22 protein-coding genes are annotated in these 26,085 nt (G+C 39.8%); 3 read left to right on the forward strand and 19 right to left on the reverse strand.

What is annotated here, in order from left to right:
* Positions 1 to 2 precede the first annotated feature (2 nt).
* The gene (locus PQO01_RS04665) at positions 3 to 2,195 is read left to right on the forward strand and encodes a transglutaminase-like domain-containing protein (RefSeq protein WP_274312874.1); all 2,193 of its coding nucleotides are present in this window, start codon (positions 3 to 5) and stop codon (positions 2,193 to 2,195) included.
* Here PQO01_RS04665 and PQO01_RS04670 read toward each other — a convergent pair.
* The 7 genes from PQO01_RS04670 to PQO01_RS04700 all read right to left on the reverse strand — a co-directional run bounded on the left by PQO01_RS04670 (position 2,184) and on the right by PQO01_RS04700 (position 8,533).
* A complete protein-coding gene (locus PQO01_RS04670; RefSeq protein ID WP_274312875.1) occupies positions 2,184 to 3,104 on the reverse strand; it encodes a prenyltransferase/squalene oxidase repeat-containing protein in 921 nt (306 codons plus the stop codon). The genes PQO01_RS04665 and PQO01_RS04670 overlap by 12 nt on opposite strands.
* 131 nt (positions 3,105 to 3,235) lie before the next feature.
* Positions 3,236 to 3,424 (reverse strand): hypothetical protein, encoded by a 189-nt coding sequence (locus PQO01_RS04675; protein WP_007277287.1) that lies wholly within the window; start codon positions 3,422 to 3,424, stop codon positions 3,236 to 3,238.
* 270 nt (positions 3,425 to 3,694) lie between these two features.
* Entirely contained in the window at positions 3,695 to 4,171 is a 477-nt protein-coding gene (locus PQO01_RS04680) for a hypothetical protein (protein WP_274314072.1), read from the reverse strand.
* Positions 4,123 to 5,424: a serine/threonine-protein kinase gene (locus tag PQO01_RS04685; protein ID WP_274312876.1), complete on the reverse strand. Its 1,302-nt coding sequence runs from the start codon at positions 5,422 to 5,424 to the stop codon at positions 4,123 to 4,125. Before PQO01_RS04685 ends, PQO01_RS04680 begins: the two co-directional genes overlap by 49 nt.
* Positions 5,425 to 5,523: 99 nt before the next feature.
* A complete protein-coding gene (locus tag PQO01_RS04690) occupies positions 5,524 to 7,293 on the reverse strand; it encodes a sodium:solute symporter family protein (RefSeq protein WP_274312877.1) in 1,770 nt (589 codons plus the stop codon).
* Positions 7,293 to 7,565: a DUF4212 domain-containing protein gene (locus PQO01_RS04695; RefSeq protein WP_274312878.1), complete on the reverse strand. Its 273-nt coding sequence runs from the start codon at positions 7,563 to 7,565 to the stop codon at positions 7,293 to 7,295. Before PQO01_RS04695 ends, PQO01_RS04690 begins: the two co-directional genes overlap by 1 nt.
* Before the next feature lie 23 nt (positions 7,566 to 7,588).
* Positions 7,589 to 8,533, reverse strand: coding sequence for a prenyltransferase (locus tag PQO01_RS04700; RefSeq protein WP_274312879.1), 945 nt, complete (start codon positions 8,531 to 8,533; stop codon positions 7,589 to 7,591).
* Between the two features lie 113 nt (positions 8,534 to 8,646).
* On the opposite strand from PQO01_RS04700, the gene PQO01_RS04705 reads away from it, so the two are divergent.
* The gene (locus PQO01_RS04705; protein ID WP_274312880.1) at positions 8,647 to 9,351 is read left to right on the forward strand and encodes a hypothetical protein; all 705 of its coding nucleotides are present in this window, start codon (positions 8,647 to 8,649) and stop codon (positions 9,349 to 9,351) included.
* A gap of 1 nt (position 9,352) precedes the next feature.
* Here the strand turns inward: PQO01_RS04705 and PQO01_RS04710 are convergent, their stop codons facing one another.
* Genes PQO01_RS04710 through PQO01_RS04725 form a run of 4 tightly spaced genes read right to left on the reverse strand, consistent with a single transcriptional unit; the run spans position 9,353 to position 13,965 of the window.
* A complete protein-coding gene (locus PQO01_RS04710) occupies positions 9,353 to 10,564 on the reverse strand; it encodes a hypothetical protein (RefSeq protein ID WP_274312881.1) in 1,212 nt (403 codons plus the stop codon).
* Positions 10,561 to 12,324 carry a serine/threonine protein kinase gene (locus PQO01_RS04715; RefSeq protein ID WP_337994446.1) on the reverse strand — a complete coding sequence of 588 codons (1,764 nt, stop codon included), beginning with the start codon at positions 12,322 to 12,324 and terminating at the stop codon, positions 10,561 to 10,563. The genes PQO01_RS04710 and PQO01_RS04715 overlap by 4 nt, the downstream gene beginning before the upstream one ends.
* Positions 12,325 to 12,372: 48 nt before the next feature.
* Complete coding sequence (locus PQO01_RS04720) at positions 12,373 to 13,083, reverse strand: hypothetical protein (RefSeq protein ID WP_274312882.1); 711 nt, start codon at positions 13,081 to 13,083, stop codon at positions 12,373 to 12,375.
* The gene (locus PQO01_RS04725; RefSeq protein WP_274312883.1) at positions 13,084 to 13,965 is read right to left on the reverse strand and encodes a DUF445 domain-containing protein; all 882 of its coding nucleotides are present in this window, start codon (positions 13,963 to 13,965) and stop codon (positions 13,084 to 13,086) included.
* 111 nt (positions 13,966 to 14,076) lie between these two features.
* On the opposite strand from PQO01_RS04725, the gene PQO01_RS04730 reads away from it, so the two are divergent.
* Positions 14,077 to 15,189: a response regulator gene (locus PQO01_RS04730; protein WP_274312884.1), complete on the forward strand. Its 1,113-nt coding sequence runs from the start codon at positions 14,077 to 14,079 to the stop codon at positions 15,187 to 15,189.
* Here the strand turns inward: PQO01_RS04730 and mutL are convergent.
* The 8 genes from mutL to PQO01_RS04770 all read right to left on the reverse strand — a co-directional run bounded on the left by mutL (position 15,186) and on the right by PQO01_RS04770 (position 26,066).
* Positions 15,186 to 17,096, reverse strand: coding sequence for a DNA mismatch repair endonuclease MutL (gene mutL / locus PQO01_RS04735; RefSeq protein WP_274312885.1), 1,911 nt, complete (start codon positions 17,094 to 17,096; stop codon positions 15,186 to 15,188). The genes PQO01_RS04730 and mutL overlap by 4 nt on opposite strands.
* Position 17,097: 1 nt before the next feature.
* A complete protein-coding gene (locus PQO01_RS04740; RefSeq protein ID WP_274312886.1) occupies positions 17,098 to 17,688 on the reverse strand; it encodes a tetratricopeptide repeat protein in 591 nt (196 codons plus the stop codon).
* A protein-coding gene (gene prfB, locus PQO01_RS04745) for a peptide chain release factor 2 (protein ID WP_337994434.1) occupies positions 17,681 to 18,800 on the reverse strand; the annotation gives its coding sequence in 2 pieces (ribosomal slippage) (positions 17,681 to 18,727 and positions 18,729 to 18,800; 1,119 coding nt in all). The genes PQO01_RS04740 and prfB overlap by 8 nt, the downstream gene beginning before the upstream one ends.
* Before the next feature lie 14 nt (positions 18,801 to 18,814).
* Complete coding sequence (locus PQO01_RS04750) at positions 18,815 to 19,186, reverse strand: translation initiation factor (RefSeq protein ID WP_274312887.1); 372 nt, start codon at positions 19,184 to 19,186, stop codon at positions 18,815 to 18,817.
* Positions 19,173 to 21,878, reverse strand: a complete 2,706-nt coding sequence (locus tag PQO01_RS04755; RefSeq protein ID WP_274312888.1) for a protein kinase domain-containing protein — start codon at positions 21,876 to 21,878, stop codon at positions 19,173 to 19,175. The genes PQO01_RS04750 and PQO01_RS04755 overlap by 14 nt, the downstream gene beginning before the upstream one ends.
* A gap of 107 nt (positions 21,879 to 21,985) precedes the next feature.
* A complete protein-coding gene (gene ileS, locus PQO01_RS04760; protein WP_274312889.1) occupies positions 21,986 to 25,114 on the reverse strand; it encodes an isoleucine--tRNA ligase in 3,129 nt (1,042 codons plus the stop codon).
* 210 nt (positions 25,115 to 25,324) lie between these two features.
* Entirely contained in the window at positions 25,325 to 25,660 is a 336-nt protein-coding gene (locus tag PQO01_RS04765; protein WP_274312890.1) for a HepT-like ribonuclease domain-containing protein, read from the reverse strand.
* On the reverse strand, positions 25,650 to 26,066 hold the full coding sequence (locus PQO01_RS04770; protein WP_420792897.1) for a nucleotidyltransferase family protein: 417 nt from the start codon (positions 26,064 to 26,066) through the stop codon (positions 25,650 to 25,652). Before PQO01_RS04770 ends, PQO01_RS04765 begins: the two co-directional genes overlap by 11 nt.
* Positions 26,067 to 26,085: the final 19 nt, after the last annotated feature.

The following is a 26,085-nucleotide window of genomic DNA, read 5'->3' on the forward strand; positions in this document are numbered from 1 at the left end:
ATATGGATTTTAGAGAAGAAGCAGAGCTTAAAAAACGTCGCACAATAAGAGGCGCTCAGTTTTTCTGTGTGTTGGTATCATGTCTTCATTATTGGAGCTTAACTCAATCTATCTTGCCTTTAGTGACCTGTATCTTTGTTTTTGTTCCAATCCTTTTTCGGGGAGTGTATTTAAAACTGGGGACACGTACGATTGTTTATACTTTGGTTTCAGCGATGATCTTGTCCGTTTTACCATATCAATTTATTAAACAAAATAATGTCTTTTTTATGCTGCCGGGTAATTTCTTAGTTCCTTTCTGCATTGTAGGTGCCGCCCATTTGTGTTTATTGGAGCAGAAGAGGATTATTCTGTCGGGCTTTTCAACCTTTATATTCTTGTGTTATTTGATTGGAGGTGATCTCAATACAGGGAAAGGAGCTTGGAAAATTAATAACGCCTTTTTTCTTGATTTAAGATGGAACTATTTGATATCTTTTTCCTTGTGTTTAATTGGTCTATTTGTGATGTACCGAGCTTATGGCTTATCTCGCTTTGTGATACGAAATAAAAAAGCGAGTAAGAAATGGCAAGCTAAGCTCATATGTGTCATGTCCTTTATAGGGATTTTTCTACTCTCACCACATTTACAAAAGTCTTCGGTGCCAGCTCTTAGATACGTCGAGAATTATCTATTGACTCAATTGAATAGTATGGGGCGTCATTATCAGCGAGGCGCTAAAAGGTATGAAAATGAAAACAATATTAACCGTCCAGTTCACAATAAGTTTGGGAGAGACTTAGGTGTGATTGTCATGCGTGTTGCGGGGGAATATCCACCTCAATTGCTAAGGTTTTATTCATATGATACGTATGAAAATGGGATTTGGATGCGTGAATTGGAAAACAAGACATCTGTACGTGAAGAGGATAGTGAAGAAGAGACAGTTGAGTTATTAGTTGTTGAAAATTATATTTTGAATCAAAATAAGTACAGTGAAAAGCTTCGAGAAACCACTGTGTACCCCACCAGTTTTTTAAGTGAAAAAATAGTGCCTTTATCTTATGACTCGGCTGGGATTTCTTTGTCAGTAGATAGCTTAGATGCCTATGTTGATAATAGTTTGGAGGCAAAGGGACTTTCTCAGGCCACAGGGATTAAACTTCTCCGGAGTGGTTTAGGGATGGATCGATCGATCACCAAACCGAGCGTAATGACAAAAGAAAATAAAGAGTTTTATTCTCAGGTGCCAGATAACTTAAGTGAGTACCTCAATTTGAGATGGCAAGATATGAGTCCAGTTACTCATAATGTTAGAGAGGCTGCTGAACGCATTAAGGACTATTTCCATCTCAATTACACGTACGATTTAGATTTCGTGAACATGTATTATGAAGAAACCTATGCTTATGATGAAGATTTTGAAACAAAAGATATTATTGAGTTTTTTCTAAGTAGTGATTACAAAGCAGGTCACTGTGAGCTATTTGCAACATCTACAGTGCTTTTGTTAAGAAGTGCAGGTTTTCAAGCTAGATATGTGAGTGGAAGTACTGTTACGGAGCAAGCATCTAGTGGTGATTATATGATTACTCGAGCTAAAGATTTACATGCTTGGGTTGAAGTTTGGGATCCAAAGAAAAAAGTATGGTTTGATCTTGATCCGACTCCATCTCGAGGGGCCTTTTTTAAAGATTATAAACCTCAAGGATTGGATGCTTTTTTTGAGAGTATGAACTTTAAATTGAAAAAAATCTTCAGCTATGTATTACAAGGGGAAATTACAGTAGCCTTAGCCGCAGCTTTTTTTGCTGTCTATAATCCCTTAGTAGATTTTCTTAAAGAACCCATGAATGCGGGCGTAACTAGCCTTTGTATTTTACTGTTGATTACTTGGCGTATTGCCTGCTGGAAAAGAAAAAACAAGAGCGCCTCCCAGGGCATGAATAAAGAATTATTGAAGGCAAGAAAAATGATTCTGTCAATTGCACAAAAATATGTTCCTAGTCCAGAGCAAGGTTCTCATGAATACATGAGTATTGGGGAAATTAATTTCGCTTTAGCAAAGTTGGGTGTGGGTGAGCAAGTTCTTAAAGAAGTTGACTTCTATCAACAGTGCAGGTTCGGAGATCAAGCTTATGGCAAAGAACAATTGAAACAGTTAAAGAACAGTTTCAAATTGATTCCTCGCTTTATAAAAGAATCAAAGCTTTAAGTAACTATCTACGATGCCTAGAGCAACTAAACCATAATAACTTGATGCAGGATCAGCTTTGAGTTCACGACAGTGAGCTATAAAGCCACCAGTGTTTTGATAATGATCGTGGATGAAGTTTAATGTATCATTCTTAACCGAATCAAATGGTTTGTCTAAGTTTTTTAAAGAGAGTAGAGCGTGAGCAGTACTGTTGATGTCGCCGAAAGGCATGATGTGTGTTGCAAGAAAGCCTCCATCATCGGCCTGCTGTTCACAAATCCAGTTATTTAATTGGTGAGGAATATCTTCTTCAATTGATTTTAATAAACATATCGCAAAGTAGGTGGATGCAATAGACCCGTGTTCAGCTTCATACTGATGTCCAAATGCATCATCTTTTGCTTTAATCTTATTGAGTAGATTTAATACTTTAAGTTCTTCAGGAATAGCTTTTTCAATGTTTTGGTAAGTGGAAAATGCTAACCATGAGCCATAGAGACTAGAATGTGGGGATCTTTTTATGTGGCTCCAGCTAGAGTCAGGGCAACGGATTTGTAGTAAATGATCGGCTATGTCAGCAGCGAGAAATTTGTCTGGAGTATAGTTTTTTAATAGAGACCAACAGGCAGAGTAAGCTTCTAAATTTTGTAAATCCATATGTTGGATATTGGGGGCCTTATTTAAGGTGTTAAAAAGTGCCTTTTCGTATTTTTCTATGCCGTCTAGTGATTTTAAGGTGGCAAAGCAATGCCATGCAAGACTTAGGGTTTCTTCAGGTTTTTCACATTTAAATAAATCATTGATAATGAATGATTGAAGATAATCAATCGTAGTTTGTCTTTGCTCTTTATTGAGCAATGAGGCACCATTTGCTAATGCATCGAGTTCTGCTTGGCGAAAATAAAATGCGCTGGTTTCATTTCTCATAATTTCTTAACCTTAAATTTAATGAATTTGAAGGTAGCACTGAATTTGTGGAACGAAATCATAGTTAATGAAATTGGAGCCAAAAAAAGCCACTCAATTTGAGTGGCTTTAGAAAATCTTTTTAGCGCAGATTAGAGTTTGTCGTAATCAGCTTTGCTACAGAATTTAGTGAGCTTAGTACCATCGTCGTCAACAGCTTTGAAAGCGTAGCGAATTGAAGGGCCTTTAGCAGTCTCTTTTTCGTAAGTAACTTTACTTACGCTACCAGAACTGATTTTAACTTTAGCTTTTTTCTTTACGTTGTAGAATTCAATATCCATGTTTTTGCTCCTTAGCATATTTGTTATAGGTGACAATTAAAATTACTTGTTTTTAAAGGGAAAAAAAGTGTTTTTTGAGCTTAGCCCATAGAAATTCGAGAAAAATCCCGATTTTTTCCAAAAAAAGTGCTTTTTGTCATGTCTTATGAGACGTTTTTGAACGTGTTAATTAACTTTTTTTTGAACAGGGTTCGTACAGGAGTGCGGGAAAGATGAATTCAAAAGCTGTTAATTGCGATATATTGTATAAAAAAAATAAAAGTTTTACGCTTATTTAATAACTTCGTGTCTTATGTCTTGGAGTTCGTGGGAAAACTTCGAATAAGTTAAAAGGTTTATCTTAAGCTGGTCAGGTGCTAAGAAAATTAATTCGTTAATGTCATCGGTGCCAATAGAGCTAATGTCAATGCTCTTGAAGTTAATGAGCATGAGTGGACTCAGATCATTGAGAGGAGATCGTCCTTGGATTTTCAGCGAATCGGAAGCAATGTCTACCGTGTCTATATACTTATTAAGTTTTTTTAATAATACTGAAAATAAAGCTTGTCTCTCTTTTAGCGTTATGGCTTCTTTTAATGAGTGACTAAGGTTCGACATTGCTAGGTCATTGTTTTCCTCATCTAAAAATTCATAAATCTTAATAAGATTAGTGGATCTAAATTTTTGAGTGTCCTCAGTCATCTTGAAACAAAGTTTAGCTATGGGCTGATAGTTTTGTCCAAGTGCATCCAGTTTCCATCCAGCCATTTTAAATTACAGATGTGATTAATCGCAGCCAGTTTCAAGATCTTCTCATTTCTTGGATGGTAGACTAAGGCTTGGCTGATTAAGGACCCTGCTTCTCTAGTTTTGAAATTATAAAGTAGTTTATAATGCCTATCCAGTATTAAAGTCGTGTCGTTAAGATTAAGGTTTGATGGATGCGAAGGTAATTTATGGGTGAGCTTATTGTTAAGGTGAGTGTTTAAATTTTTATAATGAAGCGTTAAAGAAAGGACAATGGCAAAAGCAGCACAGAAAAAGATTGTTCTTAGATTTCGTTTACAAAATAATAAAAAGACAGTTCCTTGTCCAGCTGCCTGTGATGAAGGAGCAAAACCATTTATCCAGTTTTCTAAGTCTTGTTTTAGTAGGTGGACGGCTTGATAACGTAGTTCGGGGTCTTCACTCATTGCTTTATTAATTATGGATAAAAGCCCACTGGGGGTATGTTCAGGATCTTTTTGAAAATCTGGGTCAAGAGGTCCACGCAGACTAATTAAACACTTTAACAAAACACCTAATGAGTAAACGTCACAACGCGGGCTTGGATCGAAAACTTTTGATACCTTAAGTTCCGGGGCAATAAAGCCAGGAGTTCCACAGACAATCCGATTAGCTTTAAGTTCTTTCTTTGAATTTAAGTGGTAAGCTAGGCCCCAGTCACAAACTAGGAGCTCACCGAATGACCCCGTTTGGATGTTTTCTGGTTTCAAATCTAGGTGGATAACATCGCGGCTATGAGCATAGGAAATGGCATCACAGATTTTTAGGAACATATTAATTTTATTCTTGAGTACGAGAGCGGGAGAATCAACTTGTTTTTGGCTTTCTCGACGAATTAAATCTGCTAGGTTTTCTCCAGTCAATAAAGGCATTGTAAAGAAAGGCTCACCTTTATCATCGTGGCCAATGTCGTATATGGGCATAATGTTGGGGTGTTCAAGTCTAGCTGTAATTGTGGATTCGCGAGTGAATTGCTCTAGATCTTGTTGGCTACGGATATTTTTGAGTACGGCCATCGCTACGTCTCTCCCACACAGCTGATCGTAAGTTTTATAAATGTGTTTCATTCCACCGCTGCTTAGGCTCTCAGGTTTTTGGTAGCGACATTCGGGGGAAGAGAAGTCTAAGTAGGCATCTGGTTTCCTGCTGTTGGAAGCGGTGTCATCCATTTGTAGGATGTCTCCAAGACCAGAATGCATACTTTCGTATATATTGAGTGTGTCTTGGGGGTCCATATTCATTCCTATAGTATATATCTACATACTATAGAAGAAAAAAAGAGCTTTGAAATTCTGAATCTCAAAGCTCTTTAAAAATTGTCGTAAAATTAATTCTTAGTGTGTGGCTTCTCCGGCACCGCTTGGAATGCGGATGTGTTCGACCATGTCCTGTACTTCTTGTGGAGGCGCTGGAGTGAATGCACTAATCACAAAAGTAACGATAAAGTTAATGAACATACCTACAAAACCAATGCCTTCAGGTGATATACCAAAGAGGTAGTTAGTATGATCTGCAATGAATTGGAAGTAGACTATGTACGCAAAAGTGAAAGTAATACCACAGATCATTCCCGTAACGGCCCCCTCTTTATTGACTCTCTTAGAAAAGATTCCCATTAATAAGGTGGGGAAAAACGATGATGCAGCCAAACCAAAGGCAAAGGCAACTGTTTTAGCCACGAAGCTAGATGGTGGGTTGATGCCGAAATATGAAGCAATAACTAAAGCACCGAATGAAGCCATTCTCGCATAAGCCATTTCCTGTTTATCAGTAATGTTTGGATTAACAATTTTCTTCATGAGGTCGTGAGATATTGAAGTCGAAAGGACTAAGAGCAGACCCGCCGCAGTAGAAAGTGCAGCCGCAACACAGCCCGCCATCACCAAGGCAATTAGCCACTTTGGAAGTCCTGCCATCTCTGGGTTGGCTAAGACAATAATATCCCTATCGTAATAAACTTCGTTTAAATCTGTAGTTAATTCGTTTTTTACTAAACGTTGACCATGATCACCACGCGTTTCAGCTTCCATTACAGGTTTTCCATTAAAGGCTTTGCCTTTGCCATATTGGATGATACCATCGTTGTTCTTGTCAACCCAAGCGATCATCCCTTGGTTTTCCCAGTTTTTAAACCATGAAGGAGCTTCAGTGTAAGTCTTGTTGTTGATCTCATCGACTAAATTAGTACGAGCAAAAAGGCCTAGAGCCGGTGCCGTTAAGTAGATGATAGCAATAAAGAAAAGCGTCCAACAGGCTGATTTTCTTACCGCTTTTACGCTTTTTACAGTGAAGAAACGCACGATAACGTGGGGTAATCCTGCCGTGCCTGCCATGAGCGCGGCAGTAATACAAAACATGTCGGTTGTACTTAGGGATCCATCGGTGTACTTCGTGACCCCCAGTTCGACGGAGAGATCATTCATTTTTTGAAGCAGGGGAACGGCTTCGCCTCCTCCTTTAGTGAAGTCGCCAATTAAGCCCATTTGTGGAATGACATTACCAGTGAGAGCTAATGAGATGAAAATGACTGGAATTGTATAGGCAAAAACCATGACGCAATACTGAGCTACTTGTGTATAGGTGATGCCTTTCATGCCACCCAAGCCAGCGTAGAAGAAAACAATACTTGCACCGATGATCACACCAGTGGCAATTTCAATGTTAAATAGTCGTGAGAAGACAATGCCTACGCCCCTCATTTGACCCATTATATAGGTCATGCAGATAAAAATCGCGCAGAATACAGCGACAAGTCGAGCTGTTTTTGAGTAAAAACGGTCACCGACAAAATCTGGAACAGTAGCTTTACCAAATTTTCTGAGGTAAGGGACCATTAAAGTAGTAAGTAGTACAAAACCACCCGTCCAGCCCATTAAGAAGCGAGAGGCATCATAACCTGATGCAGCGACAATTCCGGCCATGGATATGAAGGTAGCGGCAGACATCCAGTCAGCACCAGTAGCCATTCCGTTGGCTAGCGCAGAAACCCCGCCACCAGCCGTGTAATATTCTTTAGTTGAACCTGCTTTCGCCCAAAGAGCAATGCCGATGTAGATACCAAAAGTGATCCCGATAAAAATAAAGTTCCAAACATCTTGTGACATTAGCTATCCTCACCAAAACCGTGTTTTTCATCAAGCTTATTCATTAAGAATGTGTAAGCTAAGAGGAGAAGGACGAAGCCAATGATGGAACCTTGTTGAGCCATCCAGAAGCCAAAGGGTGCATTGCCAATTTTAGGCATATTTGCATCCATCCAAGTTCTGAACAAAATGGCGCAGCCAAAGCTGATGAAAGCCCAGATTATTAATATGGAGCCAACTATTTTTAGGCTTCCTTTATAGTGCTCTGCAGCACTGTCTTTATTGTCACTCATGTGTATTCCTATCGACTTAATAATTACATATATAAATTGATGATAAAACCCGCCACTAATAAACACCAAGATTTGAATTTTGTTTCGATCGCACGCTTACAAAGAGGGGTTAATGTTGCAGAATTTTGCAAATCTTTGGAGTTTGGGGTCTTGTAGTATCCTTTATAAAGTAAAAAAAGTGGATAAAAGCAGGAGATGAGGCATAAGGGCGGTAAATGACCCAGGTAAATGGCTAGGATTAATGAGGAGAAGGCCAGTACAGTAACAAGGCGATGAAGAGTGAACCCATTTTCGATTCCTAATCTTACGACTAGGTTATTTTTTTGGACCTGTCTATCTGCAGTGAAGTCGGGGATTTCATTCATCAAGATGATAGCAAAACCAAGGAAGCCTAAGAAAAATGACGGCAGCACAATTTCTGCATGGAGCTCGCCAACAATAGCGAAATACATGGCGGCAATAATGAATAAACCGTTATTCAAGAAGATCACAATTTCGCCCAAGCCACGGTGCGAGAATTTAAGTGGGGGGGCAGAATAGCCCCAACATGAGATGAGCCCTAAAATTGCAAAAATTAAAACTTCAATTCTACTGAGGTAAGCAATGATCATGGAACCAATGAGTGCAATTGCGAAAAATAAATAGGACATTTTTAAAACTCGTTTAGGTGCGAGTTTACCTTCTTCCAGGACACGTGTGCCACCACTAAAAGGTGTGTGAATTTCAACTAAAGCATCGTTTCCAGAGATATGATCATAGTACTCATTAATCATATCTGCCCCCAAGTGAAAAAGCAGACAACCAATAAGAATTAAGAAGGTTAAGAGAGGTGCAAAAATTTGATGGTGGTGATATATGAGTAAGCTACCGAGGAAAACGGGCATAGCTGAAATGAAAAAGAACCCTTGCGACATGCGCATAACTTTCATCCAGTTAATTAAGTCTTCGCTTTTTTCGATGTATTTCATGTGTTCCTAATGTGAAATTATTTTTAAATTAGTGGAATGTAGTTTGCTTCATATTTGTTGCAAGTCACCCAGTTAATGCTAGTTTTATGAGCTATTTTTAAAGGAGTTTATAAATGAAGTTTTACAGTCTTATCCCTTTAGCCTTTCTAGTTGCATGTGCAAGCCAAAGATCGGGCCATGCCCCAGCTAATAAAGCCAAAGATAATGTCCCCAAAAAAAGGATTGCAATTAAGAAATACGATACCCCACAAGTTTCTGTCGAGGTGAAAGATCACAAGGGTAAAGTAGTGTCTCGAATTGAAGAGCAAGATATGACCATCTATAAGCTCAGGATTAAGAATTACGAAGATAAGTCAATTGATGAGCTTGAGGAAATTTTAAAAACTTCTAATGCTCAAGTAACTACTGTAATAATTGAGGCGCTCTTTCACCGCGCGATGGATAACTATAATGCCGCAATGATCAAAAAGAGGGAAGAGGGCTTAGAAGACTCACTACCAGTGAATATTGATCAAGTGGTTCGTATATATGCAAGTTTATTAAAGGATAAGCGCGAAGTTGTATTAGAAGAAGATGACACAACATTGTGGATGGAGTCGAAGAGTATTTACGAAATGCCTCAAATTAGAATTTACGCAGCTTATATGGCGCAACGTATCACTAATGGTGAAATAAAACCTTATTCTTTTGAGTTCAAAAAACACCGCTCAGGGATTTTATACTGCGTAAAAAATGACTTCGCACAAGTCAAAGAAGATGTTGCAGCTAATTGGCTGAAATGGTGGGAAGAGTACGGTAAAGAACAGTACAGTAAGTGATTTACAATAATTTAAAGAACTTGCCGTAACTAGGTAGGTAAATAAGTTCTACTTTTGTTGCTGAACCAGAGTTAGCGACAAAATCACCTTGGATAATTACTTTAAGCTTTTCACTATATAATGAGCTTTTTCTATTTTCGTTTTTTTCAGCAATAATAGATAAATTATCGATCAATTCTTCATTTTGGTTATATGGAATTTCTACGGATAGGTAAGGGTTTAAGTATATAGTACTAGAGCTTTCCTTATTAATTACTTTTTGGATTTGGCCATAAATTTGGAAGGTCTTGTTTTTTTTGTGGACTTTATCGTAGACAGGAGAGAAGAGCATAGCGCTTAAGGCATCCGCTTGACGATAAGATAATAAGTCGTGTTTCCAGTGTGATTCATCAGGTGATTTGATGATGATCTTGTTGCTAGAATAGGAAAGCTGAACTCTGTAGTGTAGGTCAATGATGTTGATTAGGTCCATAAGGTTGCCGTCTTCGAGCTTAAAGCTAATAGGTTTTTTGACTTGTAGACTGCCACTATAAATAACTTCGTCTTCTGAGTTGAAAGAAGATTTCAAGTCTTCACAGAAGGGGAGGGAGTCGATCTCTAAACTGATACCAAGAGGTTTACATTTTTTGTTGATGTAATTTATCAGTAGAAATAACTGAGATGTATTAAAGGAAAGTGACCTAAAGGAAATGTTTTCTAGTTGTGAAACTAAAACATCTTTTGGGGATTCTAAGTGAAGGCCATATTTTTCGCTATAGTCACGGTGGATTTTACTTACTCGATTCTCTACGAGTTCAACAGGAAGTTCACTGAGAAGGTTTTGGTCAAGCTGGCCTATATTATCACATACAAGAGCTATCAATAATTTGATGGCTTCAGATTTTTCAGTATTCTCTAATGAATTGTATTTATCACTTAAGATAGTTTGGAGCTGTAGGCCATTGTCAATTAAGCGTTTATCGCATTCTGTTGGTGCTTGTACTAGTAATTTTTTGATGTCGATACCCTTCCCGGTAGTAAGCTGAGATAGGCGATTCATGTAAATTGCGAGTTTGATGTTCTCGGGGGTTTCTCCTTCATCGACATAACGTTGAGTTAAATAAATTGAAAATCCTTCTTTCACGTCGATCCAGAAAGGATCGACCGAGCTTGTGGTAGATTCTTCAGCAATTAGACCAAAACAGAGGGTAATAAAAAACACAAAATGTTTCATTGTACACCGTGTTTGAGTATTAAGTCAATAAACGTACTATAGTCGTTTTCTGGGGTCATTGTTATTTTATTTTTTAGATAACTCTTTGGTTGAGTGAGTGCATAAAGCATGATTACATTTTGGTCAGATGATTTTTTTGATTCAATCAATTCTTCACTTAATTGGGCGAGTTTAAGAGTCGACTCTTTACTGTTAATCAATATTTTTTCTTCAACAGGGCCGTATAATTTATTTTCTACGAAAGAAATATGTTTAGCATCATAAGTAGAAAGTAAGATTTTTGTGTCTTTATAAGATTTCATTTCCTCCAAAGCTTCATAAAAATGGATACTCAGATTTTGGGCATAGCTGTTATCGGTTACGATAGTGGATATTTTTTTGATGTGCTCGTTTATGTTGCCGTTTTTGAGGCTGGAAATAGCTTTTAGGTGGGCCGTTAGTTTTTTCTCTCTCGGATCTACTTTAGGTGTCTGGATTTTTACGATTGCTTTTTCTGCGGGCTTCGGCGTTTTTACGAGTGGCTTTTTTTTTTCAATCACAGGTTTAGGGTTAGTCCTTTTGTCGTTTAAAAGTTTAGCCTCTCGTTTTTCTTGTTTTAATATCTTTTTTGGTTTCGGGCTCTCTGGAGCTTTTTGTTTCGCTATTGCAGGGGGTGTTTCTACAGGTGGTTTCGTTAGAAGTTCTTCTTTGGTAGGTGAATTACTTTGAGGGGTTTTGCTTTCGCGAGTATTAGTATTTTTATTATCAATATTAATTAAAGTTAAAGCAATCGCAGCAATGATGAAAAAGCCAAGTATCACTGCGATGAGAGTGTTCTTACTTTTATTGTTATCTGCGTGGGCGCGATCAAATACTTTTGACTTACTTTTTTTATCTGAACTGCGCTGATAAACACTCGCTTTAAGTTTAAGCTGCTGCAGTGATTCTAATACTTCGGCCCAAGTCTGTGGACGTTTATGGAGGTCTTTCTCTAAGAGGTGGTCGACAAAGTCAGAGACGCCCTGAGGTATTTTGGCTTTAGCTTTTTTTAATGGGATATGATCTTCTTCAATCTGCATGCGCAAAATTTCTTTGAATGATGGATCCTCGAATGGAGGGTGCCCTGCTAACATGTGATATAAAGTGGCACCAAATGAATAGATGTCGGCTCGTGGATCTCCGTTTTCCCACTGATCCAAAATCATTTCTGGAGCAGCATACATAGGAGTAAGCATGATCCCGTCGCTTTCTCCTTGGATTTCGCCACCCATTCTTGCTAAACCCAGGTCAGCTAACTTAGCTTCTCCTTGGCGAGTAATTAAAATGTTGGCAGGTTTTAAATCGCCATGAGTGAGTTGGCGAGTCGAGTTCCCATAGTGCAAGCCTTCCGCAATACCCGTCATGAGGGGTAAGGCATCTTTATAAATGATCGAATCGTTGCTCTTAATTAATTCTAAAACATCGCCACCATCAACAAGCTCCATTGCAAAATAGTAGAGTTCATCTTCGCTTTGTCCAACATCGTAGGCCTGCACAATGTTTTGGTGAGTGAATGCCGCAGCTGCCTGGGCTTCTCGGAAAAAGCCTCTTAAGAAGTCTTGGTCTTGAACAGTGCTCTCAAAGAGGACTTTTATCGCTACTTTTCTGTTGAGGTTAACTTGAGTCGCCGAGTACACGGTGCCCATGTTGCCACTAGCTATTTTTTCGAGTATACAAAACCCGTTAATTAATGTGCCTGGAGGTAATATTTTGAGTCTCTTAGATTTTAAATTTTGAATAATTTAAAAGAGCTCAAGTAAAAATCCAATCTAATACATGCTTGTACTAAGTCACAAGGGCTCTTTTTTGTCACAATATACGAATGTATTCCAGTCAATCTTACTTTTTAAAACTTTTCGTAGTTTTTGTGGGTCTAAAATTTTACTTTCATTACCCGCTTCATGGCAGTTTAGGGTGCGACCATTTCTTTCGGCAATATCATTCCAACGAAGTGCTTGGCCATCAGAGCATAGATAACGACCTGTTGGTACGGGATTCATTACTGATATTTGGAAGCATACTTGAGCGACCAAGTCAATCTTACATAAATTCACGTGTTTTAAGCCGTTCTTGATACGAGCAAGCCATTTATGCGGTTGCCGCAAATTATCATCCCAAAGTAAGCCACAATGTAGAATGCTGGAAAAGTTTTCAAAATAGCTTTCACAGATGGTTCTTGGGTGTGTCGGCTTGAGTTTGGAATCTTCATTTATGACTTCATTGGGGTTGTTAACTTCGTATAAGCTCGCAGTCGAGATCAAAATAGTTTTTTCATAGTTGTTTTTTGCGAACTCCGCAAGAACTTGGGCTTTCGTCCCTAGGTTTTCAATTGTACAGGAAATGATGAGTAGCTTAGCTGCCGGAAGGGTGTTTAAAGAGGAGGTCTCTAAACAAAAATAAAAGTCTCCATCCTCTTCCAATGAACTCGATTTTACATGGTTAAATTGAGCTTTGATTGCAGAGCCCAAATAACCACTGCCAATGATGAGCGCATCTAACATTTAGTTGAGCATGCCAAAGGTGAAGGCTTGAACAAGGCCAATAACCGCCCCAAGCAAAGCACCAAAGGCAGTGATGTAGCGAAATTGCTCACGACTAAAGCCTAAGATGATCTCTTCGAGTTGCTCGATGTCGAGCTCATTGATCCTAGATTCGATTTTGTGACGAATGTCGAGGTGACCACTACTTAATGCCTCTTCGATGGCCTTACTCAAACCATCAATGATTAAGCTCGTCATTTTCGGGGCGATTGATTCGGCTATTTTTGTATAATTGATTTGGGAGCTCTCTTCGCTGATTTTTTCTTTGATGAGCAGGCGAGTCTCATCAGTAGAGAAAGAGGCTAAAGTTTCGTGACTCAAGGCTTCAATTCCCTCCAAGACTTTTTCGCAAATCTTCCCTTTAAAGGGAGAGGCAACCATGGCGACCATAGCTCCCAAGGAGTCAATGGCCTTGTCAATCATCTGTTCTGCTAAGAGGGGCGCTTTTTCAGCACTAATAGTTACAAATTTATCTTTGGCGGTATTTATGAGGGCAGAGTGAATCATGAAGCTAGTTTGATCTAAAAGCTCAGGATTGTTAATGATATTGGGGAGTTCTTGTTCTAGACCCCTAAAGATTTCAATTTCAAGCTGATCATGCATGTCTTGGGAGGTGAGCATGTCATGGATTTCTTTGCCTGATAAAAGGTGTTTTTCAAATGTCTCCGCAATATTCCCCGCAATAACACTGCGCTGTGAAGGAATGACGCCAGGAGTCATGGGAAGCCTAAGGCCAAAAACATAGACGGGTTTATAGGGCCTAAAGAGCATTTTTATGGCGAGCTCATTGGTTACAGCTCCAATTACAGCTCCAATTGCAGGCATGATAATAAATTCTGTCATTGATATCTTCTGTTTTTATAAATTATGGGACTATATATAGCTCCTGTTTCGCTGAAAAACTAACAATGAGTGTTATTGTGTCAATATAAAATATCAAAATGAGGTTTAATTATGCAGGAATATCATGATTTAAATGAGATTTCTCTACAAGAGCGATTAGAGCGTTGTGATGCAGAGCTCAAAGGGCTTTCATTGGTAATGAATAAGTTACTTAAAAACATTGCTGTTTATAGTGACTTTCTTGAAGATGAACTAGAGGACTCCGTTTCAGGGGAACGCTACTTAGAAAAATTACGTCATGATGTGAAGCAAATTGAATCGGTATTTATGACCATGTCGCAAGACTTGGAGTCAACAGTCGATGACCAAGAAAAAGTTAACTTAAGTAGCTTACTGAATGCCTTTTTTAATCGCAGTAGAAAATTACGCGAAGTTAATGATCAGAACTTAGTTAGTGATGAAGATGAGCTCATTATTCAAGCTAATATGGGGCAGCTTTCTTCAGTATTTATGTTCATGAATTCCTTACTTTCCAGCGAGAAACCATATACGCTTTCAGTTGATAAAGTGAACATAAGCCAACAAGAAAACTTAAGTGATGGCATTTATTACTCGATTGAAATGAAGAGTGCAGAAGGTATCAACGAATATGTTCCTGTGAATTATGATGCCGCAATATTTTCGCAGGCGGATCAAAGAGAGATACTCTTTGTGTTAGGTGCTCTTAAGCGTTTTTCTGGAGCATTGTTTTGTAATGAAACAGCAGACCAACTCTCGCTTCAGCTATTATTACCATCAATGGATTATCACGCAGTAGGTGGGCAATTAGATACAGATCTAAGTTCAGAGGCACTCCAAGGGAATGAGACCATTTTAGTGGTTGATGATGAAGACATGATTTGGGATGTTTTAATCGAAAATCTTCAAAATCTTGGTTACATTGTTTTGCTCGCAGAAAATGGCTTAGATGCGGTGGAGATTTATAGGGAGAATCCCGGTCAAATTGACTTAGTCATTCTCGATATGGTTATGCCCGAAATGAATGGGCGTGAAGCTTTTCATGAATTAAAGAAAATTGACGATGAAGTTAAAGTACTCATTTCTTCTGGCTTTATGGCTGAAAATGAGGCTGGAGACTTAATTGAAGCGGGCGCAGCGGCCTTTTTAAGAAAGCCTTATAGAATGATTGAATTGGCAAAGAAATTAAGAGAGCTCTTAACTTAGTTGCGACCGAAGCGTTTTTTAAGTTCACTATCAGCAATATTAATAAAGACTGGACGTCCCTGTGGGCACGAATAAGGAGTCTCGCATTTATCGAGTTCGACTAAGATTTTACTTGAACTCGCTTCGTTAAACTTAATTCGAGCCGAGCTTGTCTTACAGATAGTTTTTGCCAAATTCAGATGAATATCCCGCTTAAGGCTATCTGGATTATTGTGCAGTGAATCAATTAAATCTTTAATAAGCCCCAAGAGGTTGTCTTCTGGGAAATTAAGCGGCGTCGAATCTAGTAACCATGTATTGGCGCCAAAGTGCCTTAATACCAATCCCAGTTGGCTTAATTGAGTATGGTACTTCTCGATGAGGTGTGAGTCGCTGTGATTGAGTTCTAAACTTATGGGGATTAGTAGAGCCTGAGTGTGTTCACTATTGAGTCGATAATTATCCAACATCTGTTCAAAGACAATTCGTTCACGAGCAGCTTTAAGCGATAGGATAATTAGGCCATTTTCACCCTGGCATATAAGGTATTCATTATTATAAAATGAAATAACTTTGAGCTTGTCGAGTCCATGGCTATAAACTTGTTTTTTCGTGACGTCACTATTTTGCGTGTTATTTGAAATACTTACATCGCTAGAGGCTTCATTTTGATTTTCTCCCTCAGTTGGAAGGGCTTTTTCCTCATGACCTGTCTCAGGAGGTGGTGAATCTACATGAACCTTAGGAGTTGTGTTTCTGGCTTCTTTTCTAGGAGTGAATTCTGTAGGGATATCTCTCTTTTCTGGAGCTAAACTAAGTTGAGGTTTAGCTTTTTCCTCATCTGTATCGGGTGATTTTAAGTGGAGGCTCACAGGCCTAGTATGAGTATCGACCTTTGGATTAAGGAAGGCTGGGGCGACTAACTTTTGTTGAGAGCCACTTAGAGCTCTCAATGCAAGTTCCAAAGAGTGTGTAATGACTTGGCAAATGAGCTGAGGTTCACGAAAGCGAACTTCGCGTTTAGCTGGGTGCACATTTATATCGACTCGAGAAGGATCAATTTCGATATAGAGAATACAGGGAGCAAATTGCCCTTTGTTGATAATGCCTTCATAGGCATTGCGAATGGCGCGATTGATTTCGGGCGCAATTATGGGGCGTTGGTTAATGAAAAAACGCTGTTCACGAGAATTGCCCCGAGCTAATCCTGGACGAGAGCAGAGTCCCTTGATAGAGATTCCTGCTTCTTGGTATTCAACATCAATCATGTTTTTTACAGAATCGCGACTCACGAAAGAGCTAAGTCGAGTCCTCATGTCATTACTAGGGGGAATATTATAAACTTTGCGCTTGTCGCAATGCAGTTCCATATGGATGTCAGGTCTTGAAAGAGCTAACTGAATAAAGGTTTCTTGTATATGAAAATCTTCCGTGCGCTGAGATTTAAGGAACTTTTTTCGAGCAGGAACATTATAGAAAAGTTTTGCGACTCGAATACAGGTTCCAGGAGCACAGCCGATCTTGTCGACAGCGGATATTTCACCACCATTAACTTGGATCATAGTACCTTCCAAATCATCATGTAATCGCGTCAAAATGGTGAACCTAGAAACCGAGGCAATACTCGGGATTGCTTCCCCACGAAAGCCATAGCTACTAATACTGTCTAGATCACTAGCATAAGTGATTTTTGATGTGGCGTGTTGCTCGAGGCAAAGCAGGGCATTGTTTTGATTCATGCCAGAACCATTATCAGAAACTTCTATGAGTGACGTTCCCGCATTTTCGGTGCGAATGACAATTCGTGTCGCTCCCGCATCAATGGCATTGTCGACGAGTTCTTTCAAGACCGAGGCAGGGCGTTCTACGACTTCTCCTGCAGCGATTCGATTGGCAATTTCTGCGCTTAAAACTTTAACATCAGCCATTTTATTGGGTCAGGCTCTTTTTAATGAAATTTGAGTTAGGTGAATGTTCAACTAAGTGCTTTGGGAAGAATGATTGATAAGTACTAAAGTTTTTCATTTTTCCCATCAAGGACTCTAGGCCTGACTTGTTGGGAGTACTCATGATAATAAGACTTAAGAAGTCGGCTTCTTTTTGTGTGAAGAGCGGCAGCTCAGTTAAAACTGTGTAGGCGGAGGGGCTTTTTTTCTTGAGGATAAGGCATCTAGCTAGCTTTATTCGCAGCTCTTTGTTGAGTGGGTAAATTTTTAAAGATTCCACGGTGATCTGTATAGCCTTGTCAACTTCTTTGGCGGCTAACAAGCTGTCAGTGTAGCTATTAATAAAGGCTGGGTTGTCTTTGAAATGTGAGTAAGAGTTTTCGAAAATTTTATTGGCAAAGAGGAACTTACCGCTGCTGACCATTCCTTGCGCAGTCGCACTTTGAACTTCGTAGGGAATGGTGTTTTGTTGCTTGATTGTGCTGGGGCGCACATCTTTTTTGAGCAAAAGTAGAGTGCAGAGTATAATCACACCCAGGCTACTTAATAAAGCAAGGATAGCTTTATTATTCATTTTCTTCTTTGTTTAGGCCACTTCTCAAATAGGCTTGGATGAAAGGATCTAAATCACCATCCAAGACATTATTGGTGTTACTTGTTTCAAAAGAAGTTCGTAGGTCTTTGATCATTTTATAAGGGTGTAAAACATAAGAACGAATTTGGTGTCCCCAACCGATGTCAGTTTTTTCACTCGAGTTCGCATCAATTTCAGCGGCGTGCTCAGCTTGGCGTAATTCTTCGAGTTTTGCACCTAACATTTTTAACGCAGTCGCACGGTTTTTGTGTTGCGATCTTTCCATTTGGCAGGCAACGACAATACCAGTAGGAATATGCGTAATTCGCACTGCAGAGTCCGTGGTATTCACGTGCTGGCCGCCTGCGCCTGAAGCACGAAAAGTATCGACTCTGAGGTCTTTGTCATCAATATCAACTTCGGCTTCATCGCCAATATCAGGGACGACATCTACAGAAGTGAATGAGGTGTGTCGACGTTTGTTTGAGTCAAAAGGAGAGATTCTAACTAGGCGGTGAACGCCGCGTTCCGCTTTCAAGTAACCGAACGCCATAGGCCCTTGAATCATGATGGTGCAGTTTTTTATACCAGCTTCATCACCTTCTTGAATAGAGACAATAGACATTTTGTAGTCTTTGGACTCAGCCCAACGTCTATACATGCGAAATAGCATATCAGCCCAGTCACATGATTCGGTTCCTCCTGCACCAGCATTGATGGAAAGGAAGCAGTTGCCGCTATCGTATTTACCTGATAAGAAACTGAGTAGTTCAATATCGTCAAGAGCTTTTTTGAGTGAGGGGTATTCCTCATCCGCATCTTGCATGAGTTCTGAGCCAGCGCCTTCTTCCTCAATGAGCTCTGTGAGGGTGCTAAAGTCCTCGACTCTTGAGCCAAGTTCTTGGTAGGGGATGACAATGTTTTTCAGTGCAGAGACACGATCGACAGTGGTTTTTGCAGCATTACTATCATCCCAAAAGGATGAACTGCCCATTTCGAGTTCTAATTGATTGAGTTCTTGAGTTTTATTAGGGACGTCAAAGGTACCTCCCCAGGTGCTCGAAACGATCTTGAATCGCTTTAACCTGTTTTTGTAATTCGTCTAAAGTCATGTTCTTCCTGAAAATTAATTAATGTCGCCCTTGGTGCGAAAGTTCTTGTCTTGTAAAAAAGTTGCGACTTGGGCTCTTTTATCACCTTGTAGTTCAAGTGTATCTTCTTTGACTGTTCCTCCGCTACCGATCGCTTTTTTTAAATCACTCAGAAGATCCATCATTTCGATGAGTTCGAGAACGGGTTCAAAACCATAGATCACGGTGACAGTTTTTCCGGCGCGTCCCTTTTTTTCTAAGCGAAGGCGACAAGTGGTGTGTTGGATTTTGTTTTTTGTCTTAGAGCTTTCTTCTTTGTCTTTAGCGACACAGTCAATCTCTAAGTCAGCAAAGGGGTTAACTGCAAAGCCTTCTGTTTTTAAAGGTCTTTTTTTATTCTTGCCCATCAAAAAATACCTTGTAATGATTAGCGAGTCTGGGGTTGAGTTCTGTAGCAATCTTTAAGTAGTCTTTGGCAGCTTGTTCATTTTTGAACCACTCCATGAGTAAAGCTGCTTTGAAGTAATCTTCGGCTGCAGATTCTTGTAGAGTTTTGGCAATGCTATCCGGGCTATCGGTAACTTGATCGAGTTTTGAGCTAGCAAAAAATTCAAGAATTTTAGCAAACTGCACGTCTTCTAATTGAGTGACATCAATTTCTAAAGTGAAGGCGGCGCCATTTCGACCCATTAGAAGTTGGTCATTTTTCACTTCCAAGAATCCATCGATGCTATCCTCAAATTCACGTGAATAAACTTTGCCTACGTAAGGTGAATTAGCCAGAACTTTGATCAAGTAAAAACGAATTCGATTAAGGAGGCGTAGGCGCTCATGCTCAATGGCTTTTCTTTGAGAATCAGGTTGAGAATTTAAATAGTCAATGAATTCAGAAATTGTTGGGCTGAAATCCAAGTTAGAAGGATAAGGGCGCTGCTCTTTATTCACTGGGCTAGGAGAAAATTCAGCAAAAGCCTCGTCAAAATTTTCCATTGCCGTTTCAGGCTTAGGCTCGGCCTCAACTACAGGAGCTGTTTCTTCAGGGGTTACTTCGACGACAGGAGTTTCTTCAATAGCTTCAACTACAGGTGCTTCTTCTTGCTTTGGGGCTTCGTTTTCAGTAGCTTCTTCATCTCCATTAGTAACGTTTTCTGCCTCAACTACAACACTTGTGTTTGTAAGTTCAGTAGGGACCTCCTTAGAAGATTCTTCTTCAACAGAATCACTATCAGCTTTCTTGCTAAGCGCAAAACCGGCAATGCCAATGATTAAAATAAGGACTAATACAATCGGGATGAGAGGGGCTTTTTTAGGTCTGTCTTCCAATTCGATTAAAAGGTCCTCGTGGGCCATGTCTGTATCTTGTAATTTGGCATGCTTGAATTTGTCGGCATCCTTTTCTAGAGGAGCTTTTGATACCGGTGTTTTCATTCGAGTCGCAGACATATTGGCTTGTTGCGGATTGCGCAATTTATCAAATTCTTTTTCAACTTCACTCAAGCTGGGGCGTTCTCCTGGGCGAACAGAAAGCATTTTCTGGACGAAATCACAGAGTTCTTGCGGAGTGTCGCGGCGTAATTCCGAAAGGCTTTTTGGTGTGTCGTCAAGGTGTTTATCCATGAGTTCACTTTGGTCTTTTGCCGAATAGGGGAGCTTACCTGTGACCAACTGCTGAGCAATGAGACCGAGGTGAAAAACATCGCCAGATGAGTCGATATCTTGTCCTTTACGAATAATCTCTGGGGAAACAAACTCAGTACCATACATTTCTTTCTTGTCTAATGAACGCATGATCGAGTAAAAAATATTAAAGTCAGTTACTTTGATTTGCCCATCAGAATTGATTAAAATGTTTCGCGGAGTGAGGTGATGGTGGAATTGTTTGTGGCGACTGTATTCAAGAAGTCCTTTACTTACTTCATGTAAAGTTTTTAGGCATGCATTAATCGGTAAAGAGCCATTAGCTTTTGCAATGAAATTTTCTAAGGATTGTTGGTTCATATACTGACTGACAATAAAGAATTGTTCTTCGTGTGTGCCCGAAGTGTAAATGGGCACGATGTTTTGCTGGGTCAGTGTTGCGCTAAGGCTGAGTTTCTCGATAAGAGTATCTACCAAGGCTTTGTTAGATGAAATCTCTTTGTTGAATATTTTGACACATACTTCTCTGTTCAATGATAAGTCTAGGGCGCGGTAGACTGTGGCTATATCGCCTTCCGAAAGCAAATCTTCGAGTAGAAAGTGTTGGAAGCGTTTTGGAACAATAATAATTTCTGAGCAATTACCGCAGGGGACTTTCTCAAATGATTGTTTACTGGAGAAGTCATTGAGTGCACTACAGGCGTGACATTTAACTTTATTGAGACCATTGCTTGACTCTGTTTCTGGAGCGGTGCTCGAAGCTGCGATTTGCTCTTCAGTAGGCTCAGCTATTACTTCTTCTTTTTTCTCAGTAGGCTCAGCTATTATTTCTTCTTTTTTCTCAGTAGACTCAGTCTTGGTAGGCTCAGTTTTTTCTTCTTTTACTTCTTCCTGCTTAGGATTATCTGATTTTGCATCCTCAGTTTTTCCAATATCACTGGGGACTTTATCTTGAATTGTAGCTGCCGCATTAACATCAACTTTGTCTTTAGCGGTGGCATTGAGGATTCTTTGCTTGGCAGCAGCAATTTTATCTTCTAATTCATTGGTCTCGGTATCAGCTTCGTTTTTTTTGTCTGGAGAAGTGGAGTCAAGAACGCGTTGTTTAGCAGCAGCAATGCGTTTGGCAATGTCGTAACTTGAGCCAGCTTCTTCATCTTCTGTACTTGCTTGAGCTGGAGCTTGAGTTTTTTGACCGGGAAGTTTGACTGCAGCGCCTAGGGCTTTGTGGGCAAGGCTTTTGACAGGCTCAGAGGGAGCAGTTTCTTGAGTTTCTGGCTTGGCGACTTTGTTACTTTGTAGAGTAAGGCTTTCTTCAGGTACTTGGATTTTAGCGTTACAGCCTGGGCAATAAAATTTTGAGTCAATGATCAGGCCCGACACATCAAGTTTAGCATTGCAGGCGGGGCAGAAAATTTTACTTCCTTCGGGAAGTGCAGGTTTGCTTACTTGGTCAGACATCAATACTCCTAAGCTAATAAAAAATAATCACATAAGTTAAACGAAAAACCCCGATGCACAACGTTCTTAGTTGTGCTCGGGGTTAAATTTTGAGTGAGAAATATGTCTTAAACTCTAGTTAAAGCTATTTCCAATGAGTAGTCATCAATTTTAAATTCAAAATCATAACTACCTTCTGAGCTAAAAGAAATCGAATTAGTCAGTGTTTCACCACAAATGTATTCTTGATGTTCTTCTATGGCCAGCTGTAGGTTGTCGTCGCTCTTTACCGTCAATGCAATGCGTTCGCCAACGTTGAAGCCAGCATCTTTTCTTGAGCGCTGAATGCGGTTAATCACTTCGCGAGCTAGGCCTTCACGTAAAAGCTCAGGACTGAGTTCACAGTTGAGTTCAATCGAGATTAAACTATTTGAGAGTGCATCATGGCCTTCGCGAGCTTCTCGGAAAATATCGATGTCACCTTGAGTGAAGACCTCACCATCAAGTTCAATGGATCCTTGTCTTTCAAATTTAGCAATCTCAGCTTCACTTAGTTTCTTGATCAAGCCAGTGAACTTACCCATTTGCTTGCCTAGGCGCTTGCCGAGTGCAGGGAAGTTAGGTTTAGTGAAGAAGTTGATGTACTTAGCTTCGTCTTGATCATAAGAAACGGATTTGATATTGAGCTCAGTTTTGATGTAATTTTCAAGGCGCGCGATCTCTTTGAGAAGAGCTTCATCTTTATGAATTACGGTTAACTCCTGGAGTGGAGTTTTGACCTTGATTTTCACTTGATTACGCTTTTGGCGTCCCAACAAAATGATTTGGTTCATGCGGTCAACGGCATCTTCTAGAAGGCTGTTGATTTTGCTTTCGTCAGCCGTTGGATAAGTACATAAGTGCACTGACTCAGGAGCATCGCTAGAAGAGTTCATCTCCTTGAGTTCTTGATAAATGAACTCAGAAAAGAATGGTGCAAAAGGAGCCATGCTTATGCTAAGCTCTTGGAGAGCTGTATAGAGTGTTGAGTAAGCCGCGCACTTATCAGCTTCTAAACCTTCAGCCCAAAAACGTCCGCGATTAAGACGGATGTACGTATTAGTCAAGTCTTCAATGAAAGTGAACAGAGCTGGCACAACATTGTATAGTTGATAGGCATCCATTTCTTTAGAAATGTTTTTCTTCAAAGTCTGTAGATTAGATATCAACCAGTTGTCCGTAATGTTATCGCCTTCTACGTAGTGTTTCGCAGGATCCCAGCCATCTAAGTCGGCATATGTTTTGAAGAATTTAAATGAGTTGAACCAAGGTAGTAAGGCTGTTCTTACCATATCTTTGACGCCCTTATCATCAAATTTCTGTTCTTCGCCTTTCACGAGGCCAGAGGTGATGAGATAGAGACGAAGTGCATCGGCACCGAACTCTTCCATAAGGTTGTCAGGAGCAGTGAAGTTACGCTCAGATTTGGACATTTTACGTCCGTCTTTAGCTAAAACTAAGCCGTTAACGATAACATTTTTAAAGGCGGGTTTATCAAAAATAGCAGCAGAGAGAACTGTGAGTGTGTAGAACCATCCACGTGTTTGGTCTAAACCTTCAGCAATAAATTCGGCGGGGTAGCCCGCGTCAAACATCTCTTTGTTTTCAAAGGGGTAATGAAGTTGGGCATAAGGCATCGAACCCGATTCAAACCAGCAGTCAAATACTTCTGTGATACGTTTGTAAGTACCTTCCTCACCAGGGATAGAGAAGCTGACATCATCCGTGTTTTCGCGGTGTAAATCGCTGAGTTCAACACCAGAAAGTTCTTTGAGTTGTTCAATAGACGAGATACAAATTCTTTTGTCAGTTGTGTCATTTATCCAGATGGGGATAGGTGTTCCCCAAACGCGATTTCGTGAGATGGCCCAATCTCTGGCACCCTCTAACCATTTACCAAAACGACCTTCTTTAATGTGATCGGGAACCCAATGGATTTGTTTGTTGGCAGCAACCATTTTTTCTTTGATGGCTTCAACATTCACATACCACGAGGGGATAGATTTATAGATGAGCGGAGTCTTGGAACGGGGGCAGAAGGGGTAGGAGTGAAGATATGAACTTCTTTCGTAAAGTCGTCCGCGTTCTTTGAGGTCCTTGATAATCTCTTTGTCAGCATCTTTTACATAAACACCAGCATAATCAGTGATTTTATTAGTGAACTTACCCGCGTCGTCAACTGGGCAGACCGAAGCTTTTATACCCTCTTCCTGCATGACGCGATTATCGTCTTCACCAAAGCCAGGTGCAATGTGCACAATCCCCGTACCGCTTTCTGTCGTTACATAATCATCGTTGAGGATTTGGAAACAATTCTCTTCTGCGAGGTCCGCAAAATAAGGGAAGAGTGGTTCATACTGACGACCCTTGAGGTCTGCGCCTGTGACGGTGCCTAGAACCTCTAGAGTGTTTTTCTTGCTGTAGTGTTCAAGACGTGCTTCGGCCATGTAGAATGTGATTTGCTTTTCTTCATCGCGGACTTTGACGTACTTGATATCAGCATTTGTACAAAGGCATAAATTCGAAGGCAAGGTCCATGGAGTAGTTGTCCATGCAGCTAAATAGGCATCTTCATCCTTGAGTTTGAAAAAGATTGTTACGGCGGGATCCTGAACATCTTGGTAGTTGGAACCAGCTTCAAAATTGGAGAGTACAGTTCCTAGTGCAGTTGAAAAGGGAACAACTTTAGTGCCTTGGTAAATAAGACCTTTTTCCCATAGCTGACCAAAAACCCACCATACCGACTCCATGAAATCAGTATCCATGGTCTTGTAGTCATTTTCAAAATCAACCCAGCGGCCAATGCGAGAAATGGTCTTCTCCCACTCAGAAGTAAAGCGTTGGACGATGCCACGACATTCTTCGTTGTAAGCTTTTACACCAATTTTTTCGACGGCGTCTTGTGCACTCATGCCAAGTTTTTTATCAATCTCATGCTCAATCGGTAGGCCATGGCAATCCCAGCCAAAACGGCGCTCGACATAGCGACCTTTCATCGTGAAATAACGCGGGATAATATCCTTTAAAGTGGAGGCAACTAAATGGCCGTGGTGAGGTAGCCCCGTCGCAAAGGGTGGGCCATCATAAAAAATATAGGGTGGGCAGTCTTTTGTTTGCTCCAGAGATTTCTTGAAGATCTCTTGATCTTTCCAGAAATCAAGGATCTTTTTCTCGCTTTCGACGAAAGAAAAATTCTCGTTTTGGTTTTCGTTATCCATGCTTAGCTCGCTAATAAATTTTAAAGTCCGCTAATATGCTTTTTATTTGATTTTATGCCAATCAATTTTTATGATTGCCAAGGGCAACCATTAAGCACCATGAGTTTTCTGTGAAATGCGACCCCTAGAAACACAAAAACCCTTTATCGCTAAAGGGTTTTACAGGGAAAAGATGATTAGTTATTGAGATTTGTTAGTCATTATTTCGATTTACTTTAGTAGATCGGTAATTTTTTGAGATAGTGCAGGAAGCTCATTGACCACAATACTCCAAACAATGCGGTCATCTATGTGACCATATTCATGTGCTAACATGTTTCTAAATGAAATTGCTTCTCTTGAGCCTGGTATAGAATCAATAGTTTGTGGATCAATTTCTCTAATTCGTCTGAGAGCTTCTCCAAGAATTTCAAACTGCCTTTCTACAGCACTTTGAAGCATTAATGATTGGTCGTATTCATTAAATGTTTTAGCCTCACAAAATGTTTTAATATTGTTTGCTGCTTCAGCAGCATCAAATAACCACTTTTTTACTTTATTTTCCATAAAGCCTAATTCTGTCTTTGTTTACTTCATTAAGTAAGAATGGGTTTGATAATGATTTAGGTGTAAGTAAGTCTACATTTTTCCCAAATTTATCTTCAATACTATGAAGAAAACCAAAATAACGTTTTGAAGCGTGTCTGCTCTTAGGTTCCTGAAAATCAATGATGAGATCTAAATCACTAGATTCAGTACCTTCATCTCTAGCAATGGAACCAAATAAGTCAACGAATGCGATATCATATTTTTCGCATACTTCGGGTAATTCTTTCTTTAGTTCTTCAATGATTTTCATAATATTTAAATATAATGACTTCGAACTTAATTGCAATTGCGTGTTCAAAAATCTAATTTCATGTTTGCCTAAAGACTTAAATGAGCTGTATTTTCTATTTAAAATTTGATTCAAAACGAAAATATCAGTTCGA

Origin of the sequence: Lentisphaera marina (genome assembly GCF_028745505.1) — a bacterium.
Lineage (GTDB): Bacteria > Verrucomicrobiota > Lentisphaeria > Lentisphaerales > Lentisphaeraceae > Lentisphaera > Lentisphaera marina.